At 68.4% G+C, this 16,037-nt stretch carries 13 protein-coding genes; 4 read left to right on the forward strand and 9 right to left on the reverse strand.

Features of this window, described 5'->3' with window-relative positions:
- On the reverse strand, positions 1-1,308 hold the full coding sequence (hisD, locus tag D9V41_RS08315) for a histidinol dehydrogenase (protein WP_208006792.1): 1,308 nt from the start codon (positions 1,306-1,308) through the stop codon (positions 1-3).
- 55 nt (positions 1,309-1,363) lie between these two features.
- Here hisD and ybaK point away from each other — a divergent pair, with 55 nt between their 5' ends.
- Positions 1,364-1,852 (forward strand): Cys-tRNA(Pro) deacylase, encoded by a 489-nt coding sequence (gene ybaK / locus D9V41_RS08320; protein WP_121794097.1) that lies wholly within the window; start codon positions 1,364-1,366, stop codon positions 1,850-1,852.
- On the opposite strand, the gene D9V41_RS08325 is transcribed toward ybaK, so the two are convergent.
- The 4 genes from D9V41_RS08325 to D9V41_RS08340 form a co-directional block, all read right to left on the reverse strand.
- Positions 1,830-2,357: a hypothetical protein gene (locus D9V41_RS08325; protein ID WP_133434143.1), complete on the reverse strand. Its 528-nt coding sequence runs from the start codon at positions 2,355-2,357 to the stop codon at positions 1,830-1,832. The genes ybaK and D9V41_RS08325 overlap by 23 nt on opposite strands.
- Positions 2,345-5,887: a DNA polymerase III subunit alpha gene (dnaE, locus tag D9V41_RS08330; protein ID WP_121794099.1), complete on the reverse strand. Its 3,543-nt coding sequence runs from the start codon at positions 5,885-5,887 to the stop codon at positions 2,345-2,347. Before dnaE ends, D9V41_RS08325 begins: the two co-directional genes overlap by 13 nt.
- Before the next feature lie 134 nt (positions 5,888-6,021).
- The gene (locus D9V41_RS08335) at positions 6,022-6,825 is read right to left on the reverse strand and encodes an ABC transporter permease (protein ID WP_121794100.1); all 804 of its coding nucleotides are present in this window, start codon (positions 6,823-6,825) and stop codon (positions 6,022-6,024) included.
- Positions 6,822-7,802 carry an ATP-binding cassette domain-containing protein gene (locus D9V41_RS08340; RefSeq protein WP_121794101.1) on the reverse strand — a complete coding sequence of 327 codons (981 nt, stop codon included), beginning with the start codon at positions 7,800-7,802 and terminating at the stop codon, positions 6,822-6,824. Before D9V41_RS08340 ends, D9V41_RS08335 begins: the two co-directional genes overlap by 4 nt.
- 73 nt (positions 7,803-7,875) lie before the next feature.
- On the opposite strand from D9V41_RS08340, the gene D9V41_RS08345 reads away from it, so the two are divergent.
- The gene (locus tag D9V41_RS08345) at positions 7,876-8,532 is read left to right on the forward strand and encodes a TetR/AcrR family transcriptional regulator (protein ID WP_121794102.1); all 657 of its coding nucleotides are present in this window, start codon (positions 7,876-7,878) and stop codon (positions 8,530-8,532) included.
- Here the strand turns inward: D9V41_RS08345 and D9V41_RS08350 are convergent.
- Entirely contained in the window at positions 8,510-9,733 is a 1,224-nt protein-coding gene (locus tag D9V41_RS08350) for a pyridoxal phosphate-dependent aminotransferase (protein WP_121794103.1), read from the reverse strand. The two genes, D9V41_RS08345 and D9V41_RS08350, sit on opposite strands and share 23 nt — an antisense overlap.
- A 158-nt stretch (positions 9,734-9,891) precedes the next feature.
- On the opposite strand from D9V41_RS08350, the gene D9V41_RS08355 reads away from it, so the two are divergent.
- Positions 9,892-10,860 carry a PDDEXK family nuclease gene (locus D9V41_RS08355; RefSeq protein ID WP_121794104.1) on the forward strand — a complete coding sequence of 323 codons (969 nt, stop codon included), beginning with the start codon at positions 9,892-9,894 and terminating at the stop codon, positions 10,858-10,860.
- A 76-nt stretch (positions 10,861-10,936) separates the two neighbouring features.
- Here D9V41_RS08355 and D9V41_RS08360 read toward each other — a convergent pair whose 3' ends face one another.
- The 3 genes from D9V41_RS08360 to D9V41_RS08370 are packed head-to-tail and all read right to left on the reverse strand — an operon-like array spanning position 10,937 to position 12,797.
- On the reverse strand, positions 10,937-11,863 hold the full coding sequence (locus D9V41_RS08360; protein WP_121794105.1) for an RluA family pseudouridine synthase: 927 nt from the start codon (positions 11,861-11,863) through the stop codon (positions 10,937-10,939).
- Positions 11,860-12,423: a signal peptidase II gene (gene lspA, locus D9V41_RS08365; RefSeq protein WP_243697204.1), complete on the reverse strand. Its 564-nt coding sequence runs from the start codon at positions 12,421-12,423 to the stop codon at positions 11,860-11,862. Before lspA ends, D9V41_RS08360 begins: the two co-directional genes overlap by 4 nt.
- Entirely contained in the window at positions 12,396-12,797 is a 402-nt protein-coding gene (locus D9V41_RS08370) for a TraR/DksA family transcriptional regulator (protein WP_121794106.1), read from the reverse strand. The genes lspA and D9V41_RS08370 overlap by 28 nt, the downstream gene beginning before the upstream one ends.
- 60 nt (positions 12,798-12,857) lie before the next feature.
- Between D9V41_RS08370 and ileS the strand changes: the two genes are divergently transcribed.
- On the forward strand, positions 12,858-16,031 hold the full coding sequence (gene ileS, locus D9V41_RS08375) for an isoleucine--tRNA ligase (protein WP_279432336.1): 3,174 nt from the start codon (positions 12,858-12,860) through the stop codon (positions 16,029-16,031).
- The last annotated feature ends 6 nt before the right edge of the window (positions 16,032-16,037 follow it).

Below are 16,037 nucleotides of genomic sequence, written 5' to 3' on the forward strand. Positions count from 1 at the left end.
TCAGCGCTCCAACCGGATCGAGACGGCCGCACCGTGGGAAGGAAGATCCTCGGCCTCGGCCAGCGCGACGACCTTGCGGCCCACCTCGTCGAGCGCCTCGGCGCTGTAGCTCACGACGTGCATGTTCTTGCAGAACGCACGCACGGACAGACCCGAGGAGTGGCAAGCGCAGCCCGCCGTCGGCAGGACGTGGTTCGAGCCGGCAGCGTAGTCGCCGAGCGAGACCGGTGTGAATGCGCCGACGAACACCGCGCCGGCGTTGACGATCCGCGCGGAGACGGTCTCGGCGTCCCGCGTCTGGATCTCCAGGTGCTCGGCGGCGTACGCGTTGGCGACGTCGACCGCCTGGTCGAGGTCGCGGACCAGCAGGGTCGCCGACTGCCGCCCCCCGAGGGAGGTACGGATGCGCTCAGCGTGCTTGGCGGCGGAGACCTGGTCGAGGAGCGCAGCGTCGACCGCGTCGGCGAGCGACTCGCTGTCGGTGATGAGCACGCTCGCCGCGAGTGGGTCGTGCTCGGCCTGGCTCACCAGGTCGGCGGCGACATAGGCCGGATCGGCGGTGTCGTCGGCGATGATCGCGATCTCGGTCGGCCCGGCTTCGGCGTCGATCGCGACCGTGCCCTGCAGATACCGCTTGGCGGCCGCCACGAAGATGTTGCCCGGGCCCGTGATGAGGTTGACCGCGGCGCAGTCCTCCGTGCCGTAGGCGAACATCGCCAGCGCCTGGGCACCGCCTGCCGCGTACACCTCCTCGATGCCGAGCAGTGCGCAGGCGGCGAGGATCGTGGGGTGCGGAAGCCCCCCGAACTCCGCCTGGGGCGGACTCGCGAGCGCGATGCCCGGCACGCCGGCGACCTGAGCCGGGACGGCGTTCATGACGACGGTGCTCACGAGCGGTGCGAGACCTCCGGGAACGTAGAGACCGACGCGCTGCATGGGCACGATGCGCCGTTCCACCCGCGCGCCGGGCGCGACCTCGGTGACGACGGTCTGCTCGAGCTCGGCCTCGCACGTCGCGCGCAGGCGCGCGACGGACTCCTCGAGCCCGGCTCGAATCTCCGGGTCGAGCTCCTCCAGGGCACGGGCCATCGTGTCGACCGGCACGCGCAGCTGCTCGGGACGCACGGCGTCGAACCGCTCACCGGCATCGAGCACCGCGACGCTACCGCGTGTTCGCACGTCCTCGCAGATCGGTGCGACGGCGTTGAGGGCATGCTCGACGTCGACCTCAGCCCGCGGCACCGCATGGCGATACTCGTCGAGGGACGCAGGGTCGAGGGAACGCAGGTCGAGACGTCGTGGAGTCACGCGACAATTCTACGGAGCACCACGATCAGCCCGTCCCCGCCGCTACCGTGGACCGGTGGGCACGAAGAACAAGGGCGATGCGACCCCGGCCTTTGCCGCGCTGCGCCGGGCCGGCGTCACGGCCGCCGCACACGTGTACGAGCACGACCCGGGCGCCGCGTCGTACGGACGGGAGGCGGCCGAGGCACTCGGCGTCGACGCGGGTCGCGTGTTCAAGACGCTCGTCATCGACCTGGACGGCGAGCTGTGCGTGGCGATCGTCCCGGTCGAACGTTCGCTGGACCTCAAGGCCGCAGCGGCCGCGCTCGGTGCCAAAAAGTCCCAGCTCGCCGACCCGGCAGCAGCACAGCGGGCGACCGGTTACGTCCTCGGCGGCATATCGCCGTTCGGTCAACGCAAGACGCTACGCACGGTGGTGGATGTCTCGGCCGAGGAGTGGCCGACGGTGTTCGTCTCCGGAGGTCGCCGAGGACTCGAAGTCGAGGTCTCCCCTGGCGACCTCAGGCGGGTCACGAACGCGGTCACGGCGTCGATCGCGCGGTGACGACATCCTCCTGCGACTCGTCGGGAGCCCGCAGGAAGACCGCACCCACCAGGCCGACCAGTCCGCCGAGCGTCCAGAGCAGCATCGGCGAGAACGACCCGAGTTCGAACTGCATCGGAACCTGGTCGCCGAGTTGGAGCCCGGTGACCGACCGCGGATCTGGCGGTCCGAACGAGTAGCCCACTCGCGAACAGACCACAGCGCCGAGCAACGTCGCGACGATCACGACCGGCACGACGCGCCAGCCGTCCTCGGCCCGTCGCGCGGCGAGGACCCACCCGAAGACCAGGCACAGCACGAAGCCGATCGCCACGAACCAGGCGACGATGCCGAACTGCTCGGCCGCGGCGCTTTCGCTCAGCACCAGACCCTGTTCGGCGTACTCCCACTGCGCCGGCTGCGCGACGACGATCCAGCAGAGACCGGCCGCGGCACCGAGACCCGCCATCACGAGCACCGCGGTGATCGCGGCGCTGAGCCACGACCGGGCATTCACCCGAGGCACCCGGGGCCGAGCAGCTCCTTGAGGTCGGCGAACAACGCCGAACTGGTGGATACGCGCAGCGAGTTGTCCAGACGCATGGTCTTGACTGTGCCACGGCCCGTCAACTTCAGATGGACCTCGGTGACGCCCGGATGCGATGCCAGGACTTGTTTGAACGACGAGACGGTCTCGGGGGTGCACATCGCCACCGGCATCGCGACGGTGAGCGGTCCGTCGCCGCTGCCCTGACCCGCAGCCGGTCGGGTGATCTCCTGCGCGGACAGGTCGACGCCGTCATCGCTGCGGCGCAACCGGGCCTTGACCACGACGATCGAATCCTGCACGAGCACGGGCGCGGCGAGGTTGTACGCGGCCGGGAACACCATGACGTCCACCGAACCCTCGAGGTCCTCGATCGTGACCGACGCCCAGGTGTCGCCCTTCTTGCTGAGCCGGCGCTGCACGTTGGTGATGAGACCGCAGATGCGCACCTGCGCGCCGTCGGGACGTTCGGTGTCCTCCAGCAGTTCGCCGACGGAGCAGTCGCCGCTGGCCCGGAGCACGTGTTCGAGCCCCGCGAGCGGATGGTCCGACACGTAGAGGCCGAGCATGTCGCGCTCGAAGCTCAGCAGCTGGGTCTTGTCCCACTCGTTGATGTCGGGGATCGTGACGTCGACGCCGGTGAAGTCGTCGTCGAAGGCCCCGAACAGCGAGTCCTGGCCGATCGCCGCGTTGCGCTTGATGTCGATGTACTGGTCGACGGCCTCCTCGGCGATCGTGGTGAGCGCCCGGCGGCGGTGGCCGAGCGAGTCGAAGGCACCGGCCTTGATGAGGGAGTCGAGCACCCGCTTGTTGCAGACCTGCGTCGGCACCTTGTCGAGGAAATCGGCGAAGTCGGTGTACGCGCCCTTCTCCTCACGCGTCTCGACGATCCCGTTGACGACGTTGCTGCCGACGTTGCGGATGGCGGTGAGCCCGAAGCGGATGTCCGTGCCGACCGAGGTGAAGTTGTGGAAGGACTCGTTGACGTCCGGCGGGAGCACCTTGATGCCCAGGCGCCGGCACTCCCCCAGGTAGATCGCCGACTTGTCCTTGTCGCCCTTGACGCTGGTGAGCAGGGCGGCCATGTACTCGGCGGGGTAATGGGCCTTGAGATAGGCCGTCCAGTAGGAGACGACACCGTAGGCGGCCGAGTGAGCCTTGTTGAAGGCGTAGTCGGCGAACGGCACGAGGATGTCCCACAGCGTCTTGATCGCCTCGGATGAGAACCCGCGCGACTTCATGCCGGCCTCGAAGCCCTCGAACTCCTTCTCGAGGACCTCGCGCTTCTTCTTGCCCATCGCGCGGCGCAGATTGTCGGCTTGTCCGAGCGTCTGCCCGGCGAGCTCCTGGGCGATGCTCATGACCTGCTCCTGATACACGATCAGGCCGTAGGTCGTGCCGAGAATCGGCTTGAGCGCCTCGGTGAGCTCGGGGTGGATGTAGTCGATCTTCTGCTTGCCGGTCTTGCGCTTGGCGTAGTTGGTGTGGCTGTCCGCGCCCATCGGACCGGGGCGGTACAGCGCGATGACCGCCGAGATGTCCTCGAAGTTGTCCGGCTGCATCATGCGCAGCAGCTGACGCATGGGACCGCCGTCGAGCTGGAAGACGCCGAGCGTGTCGCCGCGCCCGAGCAGGCGGTACGTCTCCAGGTCGTCGAAGGGGATGTCCTCCAACACGAGGTCGATGCCGCGGTTGGCCTGGATGTTGGCCACCGCGTCGTCGAGCACCGTGAGGTTGCGCAACCCCAGGAAGTCCATCTTGACCAGGCCGAGCGACTCGCACATCGGGTAGTCGAACTGGGTGATGATCGCGCCGTCCTGCTCGCGCTTCATGATCGGCACGATGTCGAGCAGCGGCTCGCTGCTCATGATCACGCCGGCCGCGTGCACGCCCCACTGGCGGATCTGCCCCTCGAGACCCAGCGCGACGTCGTAGACCTTGCGGACGTCGGGATCGTTCTGGTGCAGCTCGCGGAAGTCCTTGGCGTCGCCGTAGCGCGCGTGCTTCTCGTTGAACAGCTCGCTCAGCGCCACGCCCTTGCCCATGACGTCGGCGGGCAGCGCCTTGGTGATCTTCTCGCCCATCGCGAACGGGTAGTCGAGTACGCGCGAGGCGTCCTTGATCGCCGCCTTGGCCTTGAGCCGGCCGAACGTGGCGATCTGCGCGACCCGGTCCGCGCCGTACTTCTGGGTGACGTACTGAATGACCTCACCGCGTCGACGCTCGTCGAAGTCGATGTCGAAGTCGGGCATCGAGGGGCGCTCGGGATTGAGGAACCGCTCGAAGATCAGGCCGTGCTGCAAGGGGCACAGGTCGGTGATCCGCAGCGCGTACGCCGCGATCGAACCGGCGCCCGAGCCGCGGCCGGGTCCGACGCGGATGCCGTTGTTCTTGGCCCAGTTGATGAAGTCGGCGACGACGAGGTAGTAGCCGCAGTACCCCTTGGTGCGGATGACGTCGAGCTCCTTCTCGACGCGCTGACGCACCTCCTCGGAGAAGTCGTCGCCGTAGCGCTCGCGGATGCCGGACCAGACTTCCTTGACGAACCACGACTCCTCGGTCTCGCCGTCGGGGACGTCGGCGCGCGCCATGTAGCCGCCGGTGGACTCGGTGAACTCGATGTCGCAGCGTTCGGCGATGAGCAGCGTGTTGTCACACGCCTCCTTCATGCCGTAGGTGTCCTCCCACAGCTCGCGCATCTCCGCGGCCGACTTGATGTAGTACCCACCACCGTCGAACTTGAGCCGCTTGGGATCGCTGATCGTCTTACCCGAGGCCACGCAGATGAGGGCGTCGTGGGCCTCGGCGTCCTGCGGATGCGTGTAGTGCGAGTCGTTGGTGGCGACCGGCGGGATGTCCAGTTCACGACCGAGCCGCAGAAGGTCGTCGCGAACGACCTTCTCGATGCCGATGCCGTGATCCATGAGCTCGAGGAAGAAGTTCTCCTTGCCGAAGATCTCCTGGAACTCCCCCGCGGCGCGGCGGGCTTCGTCGTACTGCCCCAGGCGCAGGCGCGTCTGGATCTCGCCGGACGGGCATCCGGTGGTGGCGACGATGCCCGAGGCGTACCGCTCCAGCAACTCTCGGTCCGCGCGCGGCTTATAGTAGTACCCCTCCAGGCTCGACAACGACGAGATCCGGAAGAGGTTGTGCATCCCCTCGGTGGACGTGGCGAGCATCGTCATGTGGGTGTACGCGCCACCGCCGGCGACGTCGTTGCCGGCCTCCTCGGCGCTGTCACCCTTGCCCCAGCGCACCTTGCGCCGCTCGCTGCGGTGCGTGCCGGGGGTGAGATAGGCCTCCATGCCGATGATCGGCTTGACCCCGTGCTTGCGGGCCTTGGACCAGAAGTCGTAGGCACCGTGCACGTTGCCGTGATCGGTCATCGCGATCGCCGGCATGCCGAGCTCGGCGGCACGTTCGAACAGCCCGTCGAGCAGGGCGTGACCGTCGAGCATCGAGTATTCGGTGTGGACGTGCAGGTGCACGAAGCTCGAATCGCTCGGCATCGCGGCTGTGGCCTCCAGACATGACGAGATCGGTGCCCATACGGGCGTCGCCGGGGAAGGCCTTCAGCCTACGCCAGGGCTCCGACAGAACCGGCGAGGCTCGCCACGGCGACGCCGCCGTGGCGAGCCTCGACTCAGCGCGAGGTGGCCCGCTGGTACTGCCGCACCGAGAGCGGCACGAAGACCACCAGGATGATGCCCACCCACAGCAGCGAGTACAGCGCCGGGTTCTGCATCGACCAGACGTCCGGCACCGCCATCCCCTCGGGCACGTTGCCGAACATCTCCCGCACCGCCTGGGTGATCGCCGACACCGGGTTCCATTCCACGACCGTTTGCAGCCCGGACGGGAACGACTCCAGCGGCACGAAGGCGTTCGAGACGAACGTCAACGGCATGATCACCATGAACGAGGCGTTGTTGATGACGTCGACGCTCGGAACCAGCAGCCCGATGTAGGCCATGACCCAGCTGATCGCGTACGCGAACAACAGCAGCAGACCGAACGCCGCGATCGTCTCCAGGATCGAGCCGCGCGCCCGCCAGCCGACCAGCAGACCGGTCAGCGCCATGACGATGAGCGACACGACGTTGTACACGACGTCGGAGGTGGTGCGGCCCACGAGCACCGCCGACCGCGCCATCGGCAGCGAACGGAAGCGGTCGATGAGCCCCTTCTGCATGTCCTCGGCCAACGCCGCGCCCGAGTAGGTCGCTCCGAAGACGACGGTCTGAGCGAAGATCCCGCCGATGAGGAACTCCTTGTAGTCGAGCCCGGGACCGGCGTCGATCGCCCCGCCGAACACGTACGCGAACAGCAGCACGAACATGATCGGCGACATGAGGACGAAGACCATGATCTCCGGGACGCGCTTGATCTTGATGAGGTTGCGCTTGGCGACGACCCAGCCGTCGGTGGCGATGCGTACGGTGCTCATCGGACAGGCTCCTTCTCGGCTTCGTTCTCGGTGGCCTCGTGCTCGGCTTCGTGACCGGTGAGGGCCAGGAAGACGTCATCGAGGGTGGGACGGCGCAGGCCGATGTCGAGCACCTCGATGCCGGCGGACTCCAGCCGTTGCAGGACCGCCATCAGCCGCTGCGCCCCGTCGCCGCTGACCGCCGCCGACAGCCCCCGGTCGCGGCGCCGCACCTCGCCGTGCGCGAGCTCGGCGAGGATCCGGCCCGCTTCGTCGACCCGCTCGCCGTGGGCGACCACGATCTCGATGCGTTCGCCGCCGGTCTGCGATTTGAGCTCGTCAGCCGTGCCTTGGGCGATCGCCCGGCCCTTGTCGATGACGATGATGTCGTCGGCGAGCAGGTCGGCCTCCTCCAGATACTGCGTGGTCAGCAGCAGCGTCGCCCCCGAGGCGACGAGTTCCTCGATGACGTCCCACATCTGTTGGCGGCTGCGCGGGTCCAGTCCCGTCGTCGGTTCGTCGAGCACCAGCACGGGTGGCTCGGCGACGAGCGCCCCGGCGAGGTCGAGCCGTCGGCGCATGCCGCCCGAATAGGTCTTGGACGGCCGGTCCGCCGCGTCGGCGAGGTCGAACCGCTCGAGCAGTTCACGCGCTCGCGCTCCTGCCCGCTTGCCGCTCATGCCGTAGAGCCGACCGACCATCTGGAGGTTCTCGAACCCCGTGAGGTGCTCGTCGACCGCCGCGTACTGACCCGACAGCCCGATGCGCTCGCGCACGCCGTTCGGGTCGGCGAGGACGTCGACCCCGGCCACCTCGGCGGTGCCGCCGTCGGGCTTGAGGAGCGTCGTCAGGATGCGCACGGCGGTGGTCTTGCCCGCACCGTTCGGACCGAGCAGGCCGAGCACGGTGCCTTGGGGTACCCGTAGGTCGAGGCCCGCAAGCGCCTCGACGTCTCCATATCGTTTGACCAGGCCCTGCGCCTGGATCATGTCGCTCATCAGGTCTCCTCGATATCGCGTGAGCGGGTAATGTTGACAACGTACACATCGCCACCGACAGGAATCCAAACGCGTGACGACCGCTGACCGTCCGTACCACCACGGAGAGCTTCCCGAGGCGCTGATCGCCGCCGGACTCCGGCTCTCACGGGCAGGCGGCTCGGCCGCGCTGACCCTCCGCGCCGTCACGCGGGAAGCGGGCGTCTCCGCCACCGCCGCCTACCGGCACTTCACTGATCGCGACCACCTGATGCGCGATACGGCACGACGGACGCGGCGCGCACTCGCCGACACGATGCTGGAGACCATCGCCGAGCTGGGCACCGATCTGCCGCCCGACGCGCAGGCGGTCCAACGACTCCGCGGTGTGGGGCTGGGCTACATCCGGTTCGCCCTGGACGAGCCCGGATGGTTCGACCTCGCGTTCTCGATGCCCGACGACCCGTCGGCCGCTCCCTCGGACCGGCCGGGACCGTTCGAGCTGCTGATGGACTCGCTCGACGCGATGGTCGCGACGGGCGTGCTCGCCCCCGAGCGCCGCAACGGCGCCGAATGGGCGTGCTGGGGGTCGGTCCACGGCTTCGCCGACCTCGTGGCCCGCGGACCGCTACGCGACCAGGAACGTCCCGTCGTCGATCAGCTGGGACGCAACGTCGTCGAGTCCGTCATCGCGGGCGTGGTCGCCGGATCGCTCGACGGGGTGCGGCTCAGGCCTGACGGTAGCTGCTGAGGAAGTTGCCCAGCCGCTGGATCGCCTCGGCGAGGTCGCGCGCCCACGGCAGTGTCACGATGCGCAGGTGATCGGGTCGCGGCCAGTTGAAACCGGTGCCCTGGGTGATGAGGATCTTCTCACTGGTCAACAGATCCAGGGCCAGCTGCTGATCGTCCTTGATCGGGTAGACCTCCGGATCGAGGCGCGGGAACGCGTAGAGCGCGCCGCGCGGCCTCACGACACTGACGCCGGGGATCTTGCCCAGCTCGTCCACGGCGGTGTCGCGCTGCTCCAGCAGGCGGCCGCCGGGGAGAATCAGCTCCTTGACCGACTGGTAGCCGCCCAGCGCGACCTGGATGGCGTTCTGGGCCGGGACGTTGGGACACAGCCGCATCGAGGCCAGCAGCGTGATGCCCTCGAGGTAGTCCTGGGCGCGTTCCAGCGGCCCGGTCACGACGAGCCACGCCGAGCGGTAGCCGCAGACGCGGTAGGCCTTGGACAGCCCGTTGAAGGTCAGCGTGAGCACATCGGGCGCGACGCTCGCGAGTGGAATGTGCACGGCGTCGTCGTAGAGGATCTTGTCGTAGATCTCGTCGGCCATCAGCACCAGATCGTGCTTGCGTGCGAACTCGGCGATCGTGGTGAGCGTCTCGCGACTGTAGACCGCGCCGGTCGGGTTGTTGGGGTTGATGACGACGATGGCGCGGGTGCGGTCGGTGATCTTCGACTCGAGATCCTCCAGGTCCGGGTTCCAGCCGTTGTCCTCGTCGCACAGGTAATGCACGGGGACGCCGCCGGCGAGATTCGTGACGGCCGTCCACAGCGGGTAATCCGGCGCGGGGATCAGCACTTCGTCGCCGTTGTTGAGGAGGGCCTGCAACGCGATCTGGATGAGCTCGGAGACCCCGTTGCCGAGCCACACGTCGTCGATGCCGATCGCGGGGAACCCGTCCTGCAGCTGGTAGTGGTGCACGACCGCTCGGCGCGCAGACTGGATGCCGCGCGAATCGGAGTATCCGGCCGACATGGGCAGCCCCGCGATGACGTCCTGGAGGATCTCCGACGGCGCGTCGAAACCGAACGGCTGCGGGTTGCCGATGTTGAGCTTGAGGATGCGGTGCCCCTCGGCCTCGAGTGCTGCCGCTCGTGCGCTGACCGGCCCGCGGATGTCATACAGGACATCGCGCAACTTCTCCGACTGCCGCACCACAGGACTCATGGCGCCATTCTGTCACTGCGGCCCGCGCGGACGGCCCCTCACACGTTGAGTGTGACGTTTCGCATCCAAAAACGGCCGCTGGAGGCGCGAAACGTCACACTCAACGCGGTTGTGGACAGCGCAGTCACGTGAGGGCTCAAACGAGGCAGGGTCTCCCCATGGAGAATCCCTACTTCGCGACCCGCCGCACCCGCGACGTCCTCGCCAGCGGCGTCTCGCGCGGAGTCGCGCAGGGCCCGACGTGGCAACGTCGCGGACATGGACTCCTGGTTCCGTCGGGCACCCAGGACGACCCCGTCACCGCGAGGCTTGCTGACGCGGCCGCGCTGCTCACCCCCGGTTGTGCCATCGGTGGCTGGGCTTCGCTACGACTCCAACAGAACACGTTCTTCGACGGTGGTACCCCGATCCGGCCGGCTCTCATCCACTGCCCGCCGGGAGCCCAGCTTCGCCGCCGCGCGTGCATCCAGCCGTTTCGCGGTCTCACCTATCCCGACGAGATCATCGATCTCGGTGGAGTCGCCGTGACCACGATGGCGCGGGCGGTCTTCGACGAGTTGCGGCTCGCACCAACGTTGCGCGAAGCGGTGGTGGCGCTCGATATGGGTATCAGCAGCGTGACCGGCACGCCTCGCACCCATCTCGCGGCCGTGCGTCGCGTCGTGGAAACTCATCACAAGGTCCGCGGTCTTGCCCGAGCCCGCGATGCTCTCGAGCTCGCCTGCTCGCGGTCGGCGAGTCCATGGGAATCGCGGACGCGACTCGTGGCGCAGCTCGATCTGGGGATGCGCCAGCTACTCGTCAACGCGCCGGTGTTCTCGCCCTCGGGCGAACTCCTCGCCATCGTCGATCTCCACGACCTCGACTCCGGGCTGATGATCGAGGTCGACGGTGATCACCACCGCGAACGCGACCAGCACGCGGAGGACAATCGGCGCGAGGAGCGGCTGGAACGTGCTGGCGCCGTCGTGAGCCGGGTGAGCTCGCTGGACCACCAGCAACCGCGCGAGCTCATCGCGCGACTCGCCGCCGCGCGCGCCGACGCCTCGCGTTCGGCCCGTCGGGACTGGACCCTCGACAAACCCCCGTGGTGGTGGAGCTGGCCGCCCGGTCGCCGCTACGACTGAACACGTTGAGTGTGACGTTTCGCAGGCGAAAACCTCCCGTTCGCCTGCGAAACGTCACACTCAGCGAGAACCCGGGTCAGGAGAGGTCGCGCACGATGTCGAGGGCGTGCTGAAGGTCCGGCGGGTAGGGCGACTCGAACTCGACGTACTCGCCGCTGCGCGGGTGGGTGAAGCCGAGCCGCACCGCGTGGAGCCACTGACGATCGAGGCCCACCTTGGCGGCGAGGGTCGGGTCCGCGCCGTACTGGAGGTCGCCGACACAGGGGTGCTTGAGCGCGCTCATGTGCACGCGGATCTGGTGCGTACGGCCGGTCTCCAGCTTGATCGTGAGCAGCGAGGCGTAGCGATGCGCCTCGAGCGTGTCGTAGTGGGTGATGCTCGGGCGCCCGTCCGAGCGGACCGTGAACTTGAAGTCGTGCTTCGGGTGCCGGGCGATCGGCGCGTCGATCGTCCCGGTGTGCGGATCGGGATGCCCCTGCACGAGCGCATGGTAGGTCTTGTCGACGCTGCGATCGCGGAACGCCTGTTTGAGCACCGAGTACCCGGCCTCCGACTTCGCCACGACCATGAGGCCGCTCGTGCCCACGTCGAGTCGCTGCACGATGCCTTGACGCTCCGGCGCACCGGAGGTCGAGATGCGCACTCCGGCGCCGGCGAGGTGACCGGAAACGGTCGGACCTTCCCAGCCCACGCTCGGGTGGGCGGCCACCCCGATGGGCTTGTCGACGACGACGATGTCCTCGTCCTGGAAGACGATCGACATCCCCTCGACGACCTCGGCGACGACCTCGGCCGTCCGGGCTGCGGGAATCTCCGCCTCGAGCAGCACGCCGCTGTCGACGCGCTCGGACTTGGCGGGAGGCACGCCGTCGAGCAGCACGAGCCCCTCGGCGATGAGTTCACCGGCGCGCGAGCGCGACAGGCCGAATAGGCGAGCCAGAGCGACGTCGACGCGCTCACCGGCAAGCCCCTCGGGAACGTAGACCGATCGGCTCTCAGTCATGCCCGATCACCGCCCTTGGGTCGGCGCTCTTCGCGAGCGCCGTCGATACCGACCCCCTGGAACGCGCGGATGACGATCATCACGGCGGCGACGTTGAGCGAGATGTCGGCGATGTTGAAGACCGGCCAGTTCGGCAGCTGCAGGAAGTCGACGACGTGGCCGTGCAGGGCGCCGGGTTCGCGGAAGATGCGATCGGCGAGGTTCCCGGTCGCGCCGGCGAGGAAGAACCCGAACGCGACGGCCCACCAGCGGTCGCGCAGTTTGCGGGCCATGACGATCAGCACGACGCTCGCGATGATCGCGACGACGCTGATGACGATGGTGAACTCGGCACCGGCACCGAACGCGGCACCCGGATTGCGGAGGAAGGTCAGCCACAGCACACCCGGGATGACGGTGACGCGGTCCTGCCCTTCCAGATGGGCGACCGCGAGGATCTTGGTGATCTGGTCGAGGGTCCAGACCAGGACCGCGACGATCGCGAACAGACCGATCCGAGACCGGCGGGGCGCTGTGGCGTCCGCTGACGAACTCAGCGACGCTCTTCTTTCCTCTTGCATTCCATGCATAGTGTCGCACGAGGGAAAGCCATGAGCCGCAGCTTGCCGATCGGCTCACCGCAGTTCTCGCAGATTCCGTAGCTGCCGTCCTCGAGACGCTCCAGCGCCTTCTCGGTCTGGATGAGCAGCAACTGCTGGTTCGCGGCGAGCGACATCTCGGCGTCGCGTTCGAGACTGTTGGAGCCGACGTCGGCCTGGTCGTTGCCGGCGCCGTCGACGCCAGCGGCCAGCATCTCGCGCAACTCCACCGCCGAGGTCTTCAGCTCGGCGGCGAGACGCTCGATGTCACCGAGCAGCTCGGTGTGAACCTGCTCGATCTCCTCGTCCGTCCACGGATCTTCGTCCGCGCGGACCGCCAACGTCGTACTGGGCATGCCGGGACAGTAGACCGACCGCGCCCCGGTGGCAAGTTCTGGATCCGTAGAATCGAGCGCGTGACCTCACACGCCTCGACATCGTCCGAAGCGGCCGCGCTCTACCACCGCGTGCCGGCCCAGATCGAGCTCCCGGCCATGGAGCGCGAGATTCTCGATTTCTGGCGTGAGAACGCGATTTTCGCCGCCTCGCTGAGCTCCCCGGCCGACGCGCCGCGCTGGACGTTCTACGAGGGCCCGCCGACGGCGAACGGCACGCCGGGCACCCATCACGTCGAGGCGCGCGTCTTCAAGGACGTCTTCCCCCGGTTCAAGACCATGCAGGGCTACCACGTGGACCGCAAGGCCGGCTGGGACTGCCACGGCCTGCCCGTGGAGATCGCGGTGGAGAAGGAGTTGGGCCTGGGCGGCAAGCCCGACATCGAGGCGTTCGGCATCGCCGAGTTCAACGCGCGCTGCCGCGAGGCCGTGCAGCGCAACGTCGACCAGTTCGAAGCGATGACCGACCGCATGGGTTACTGGGTCGACATGCGCGAGCCCTATCGCACGATGGACACCGAGTACGTCCAGAGCGTGTGGTGGGCGCTGTCGCGCATCTTCGAGCAGGGCCTGCTCGCCGAGGACTACCGTGTCGCGCCCTACTGCCCGCGATGCGGCACCACGCTGTCGGACCACGAGGTCGCGCAGGGCTACGAGACCGTCGTCGACCCCTCGGTCTACGTGCGCTTCGAGCTCACCAGCGGCCCGTGGGCCGGTACCGACCTGCTGGTCTGGACCACCACCCCGTGGACGCTCGTGTCCAACACCGCCGTCGCCGTCCACCCGGACGTCACCTACGTCGTCGCGACCCGCGGGGACGATCGCGTCGTGGTGGCGGAGCCGCTGGTCGCCAGCGCGCTCGGCGAGGACTGGACGATCGGCGAACGCATCGCGGGGCGCGACATGGAGCGCTGGACCTACCAGCGTCCGTTCGATCTCGTCGAGTTCCCCGAGTCCGCGCACTTCGTCGTGGTCGCCGAGTACGTCACCACCGACGACGGCACGGGCCTGGTGCACCAGTCGCCCGCCTTCGGCGCCGACGACATGGCGGTGTGCCGCTCGTACGGGCTCCCGATCGTCAACCCGATCAGCACCGACGGCCACTTCGAGCCCACGGTGCCGCTGGTGGGCGGGCAGTTCTTCAAGGACGCCGACACCGCCCTCGTCGACTCGCTGCGAGAGCGGGGACTGCTGTACGCCAAGCTCGACTACGAGCACTCCTACCCGCACTGCTGGCGCTGCCACACGCCGCTCATGTACTTCGCCCTCCCGGCCTGGTATGTGCGCACCACGGCGCGCAAGGACGAACTGCTCGCTGCCAACGAGGCCACGACGTGGTACCCCGACACCGTCAAGCACGGCCGCTACGGCGACTGGCTCGAGAACAACATCGACTGGGCCCTCTCGCGGAACCGGTACTGGGGCACTCCCCTGCCGATCTGGCGCAACGACGCCGACCCGACCAAGCTCGTGTGCGTCGAATCGCTGGCCCAGCTCTCGGAGCTGACCGGCCGAGACCTGTCCGAGCTGGATCCGCATCGTCCGTACATCGACGAGGTGACCTTCACGATCGACGGCGAGCCCGGCACGTACCGCCGCGTCCCCGAGGTCATCGACGCGTGGTTCGACTCCGGGTCGATGCCGTTCGCGCAGTGGGGCTACCCGCACGTGCCCGGCTCCAAGGAGCGCTTCGAGCAGGCGTTCCCGGCCCAGTACATCTGCGAGGCGATCGACCAGACCCGCGGCTGGTTCTACTCGCTCATGGCCGTCAGCACCCTCGTGTTCGGCCACAACAGCTACGAGAACGTCGTGTGTCTCGGCCACATCCTGGCTGAGGACGGCAAGAAGATGAGCAAGCACCTGGGCAACATCCTGCTGCCCATGCCGCTCATGGACGAGCACGGCGCCGACGCCCTGCGCTGGTTCATGGCGTGCTCGGGCTCGCCGTGGTCCGCCCGGCGGATCGGCGACACGGCGCTGACCGAGATCGTGCGCAAGGTGCTGCTCACCTACTGGAACACCGTCGCGTTCCAGGCGCTCTACGCGCGTGCCGAGGGCTGGTCGCCGCAGTCCGGTGACGTCCCGCCGGTCGCCGACCGTCCGGTGCTCGATCGCTGGCTCGTGTCCCAGACGCACCGCCTCGTCGACGGCGTGACGACCGCGCTCGACGATTTCGACACACAGGGTGCCGGTCAGCAGCTCGCAGCCTTCGTCGACGACCTGTCGAACTGGTACGTCCGCCGCTCCCGCAAGCGCTTCTGGCGCGGCGACACCGCCGCCCTGGCGACCCTGCACGAGGTGCTCGAGGTCGTGACCCGGCTCCTCGCTCCGCTCGTTCCGTTCATCGCCGAGCGGGTCTGGCAGGACCTCATCGTGCCCGTGACGCCGGACGCTCCGCGTTCGGTGCACCTGGCCGACTGGCCTGCCGCGGACTCGGCGCTGGTCGAGCACGGACTCGCCGAGCGGGTCGAGCTGGCCCGGCGGGTCACCGAGCTCGGTCGCGCCGCCCGGGCCGAAGCCAAGATCCGCACACGTCAGCCGCTGCGCCGCGCACTAGTCGGCTCCGCGCACTACGACGCGCTCGGCGAGGACCTGCGCGCCGAGGTGTGCGAGGAGCTCAATGTCCGCACCGTCGACTCACTCGCCGCCGCGGGCGGGGATCTCGTCGACTACACGGCGAAGGCCAACTTCCGGGCACTCGGTAAGCGGTTCGGTCAGCAGACCCCCAAGGTCGCCGCCGCCATCGCGGCCGCCGATCCGGCGCAGCTCGCCCAGATGTCGGCGACTGGCACGAGCGTCACGCTCACCGTAGAGGGCGAGGACGCGCAGATCGGCCCCGACGACGTCATCGTCTCGGAACGTCCGCGCGAGGGCTGGGCGGTCGTCAACGAGCAGGGCGAGACGGTCGCGCTCGATCTGGACCTCGACGACGAGTTGCGTCAGGCCGGCCTCGCGCGCGAGATCGTCCGTGCTCTGCAGGAGGCGCGCAAGAACGCCGGTCTGGAGATCACCGACCGCATCGCGGTCCGCTGGTCGGCCGGCGCGGCGACCGCCGATGCCGTCCGCGCTCATACCGACGCGATCGCCGAGGAGGTGCTGGCCACGACGCTCGACGAGGACGCCTCCGTCACCGCCGCCGGCGACGCCGTGCGCGACGACGATCTCGACGTCGTCTTCGCCCTCAGCCGGGTGTGAGCGCGG

Source organism: Aeromicrobium phragmitis (assembly GCF_003674095.1).
Lineage (GTDB): Bacteria > Actinomycetota > Actinomycetes > Propionibacteriales > Nocardioidaceae > Aeromicrobium > Aeromicrobium phragmitis.

Excerpts from the sequence above, each read along its gene's own strand:
- D9V41_RS08370 (WP_121794106.1), bottom strand. The coding sequence starts at position 12,797 with ATGCCCAGTACGACGTTGGCGGTCCGCGCGGACGAAGATCCGTGGACG.
- D9V41_RS08350 (WP_121794103.1), bottom strand. The coding sequence starts at position 9,733 with ATGAGTCCTGTGGTGCGGCAGTCGGAGAAGTTGCGCGATGTCCTGTAT.
- D9V41_RS08360 (WP_121794105.1), bottom strand. The coding sequence starts at position 11,863 with ATGACTGAGAGCCGATCGGTCTACGTTCCCGAGGGGCTTGCCGGTGAG.
- D9V41_RS08340 (WP_121794101.1), bottom strand. The coding sequence starts at position 7,802 with ATGAGCGACATGATCCAGGCGCAGGGCCTGGTCAAACGATATGGAGAC.
- D9V41_RS08335 (WP_121794100.1), bottom strand. The coding sequence starts at position 6,825 with ATGAGCACCGTACGCATCGCCACCGACGGCTGGGTCGTCGCCAAGCGC.
- lspA (WP_243697204.1), bottom strand. The coding sequence starts at position 12,423 with ATGCAAGAGGAAAGAAGAGCGTCGCTGAGTTCGTCAGCGGACGCCACA.
- D9V41_RS08355 (WP_121794104.1), top strand. The coding sequence starts at position 9,892 with ATGGAGAATCCCTACTTCGCGACCCGCCGCACCCGCGACGTCCTCGCC.
- dnaE (WP_121794099.1), bottom strand. The coding sequence starts at position 5,887 with ATGCCGAGCGATTCGAGCTTCGTGCACCTGCACGTCCACACCGAATAC.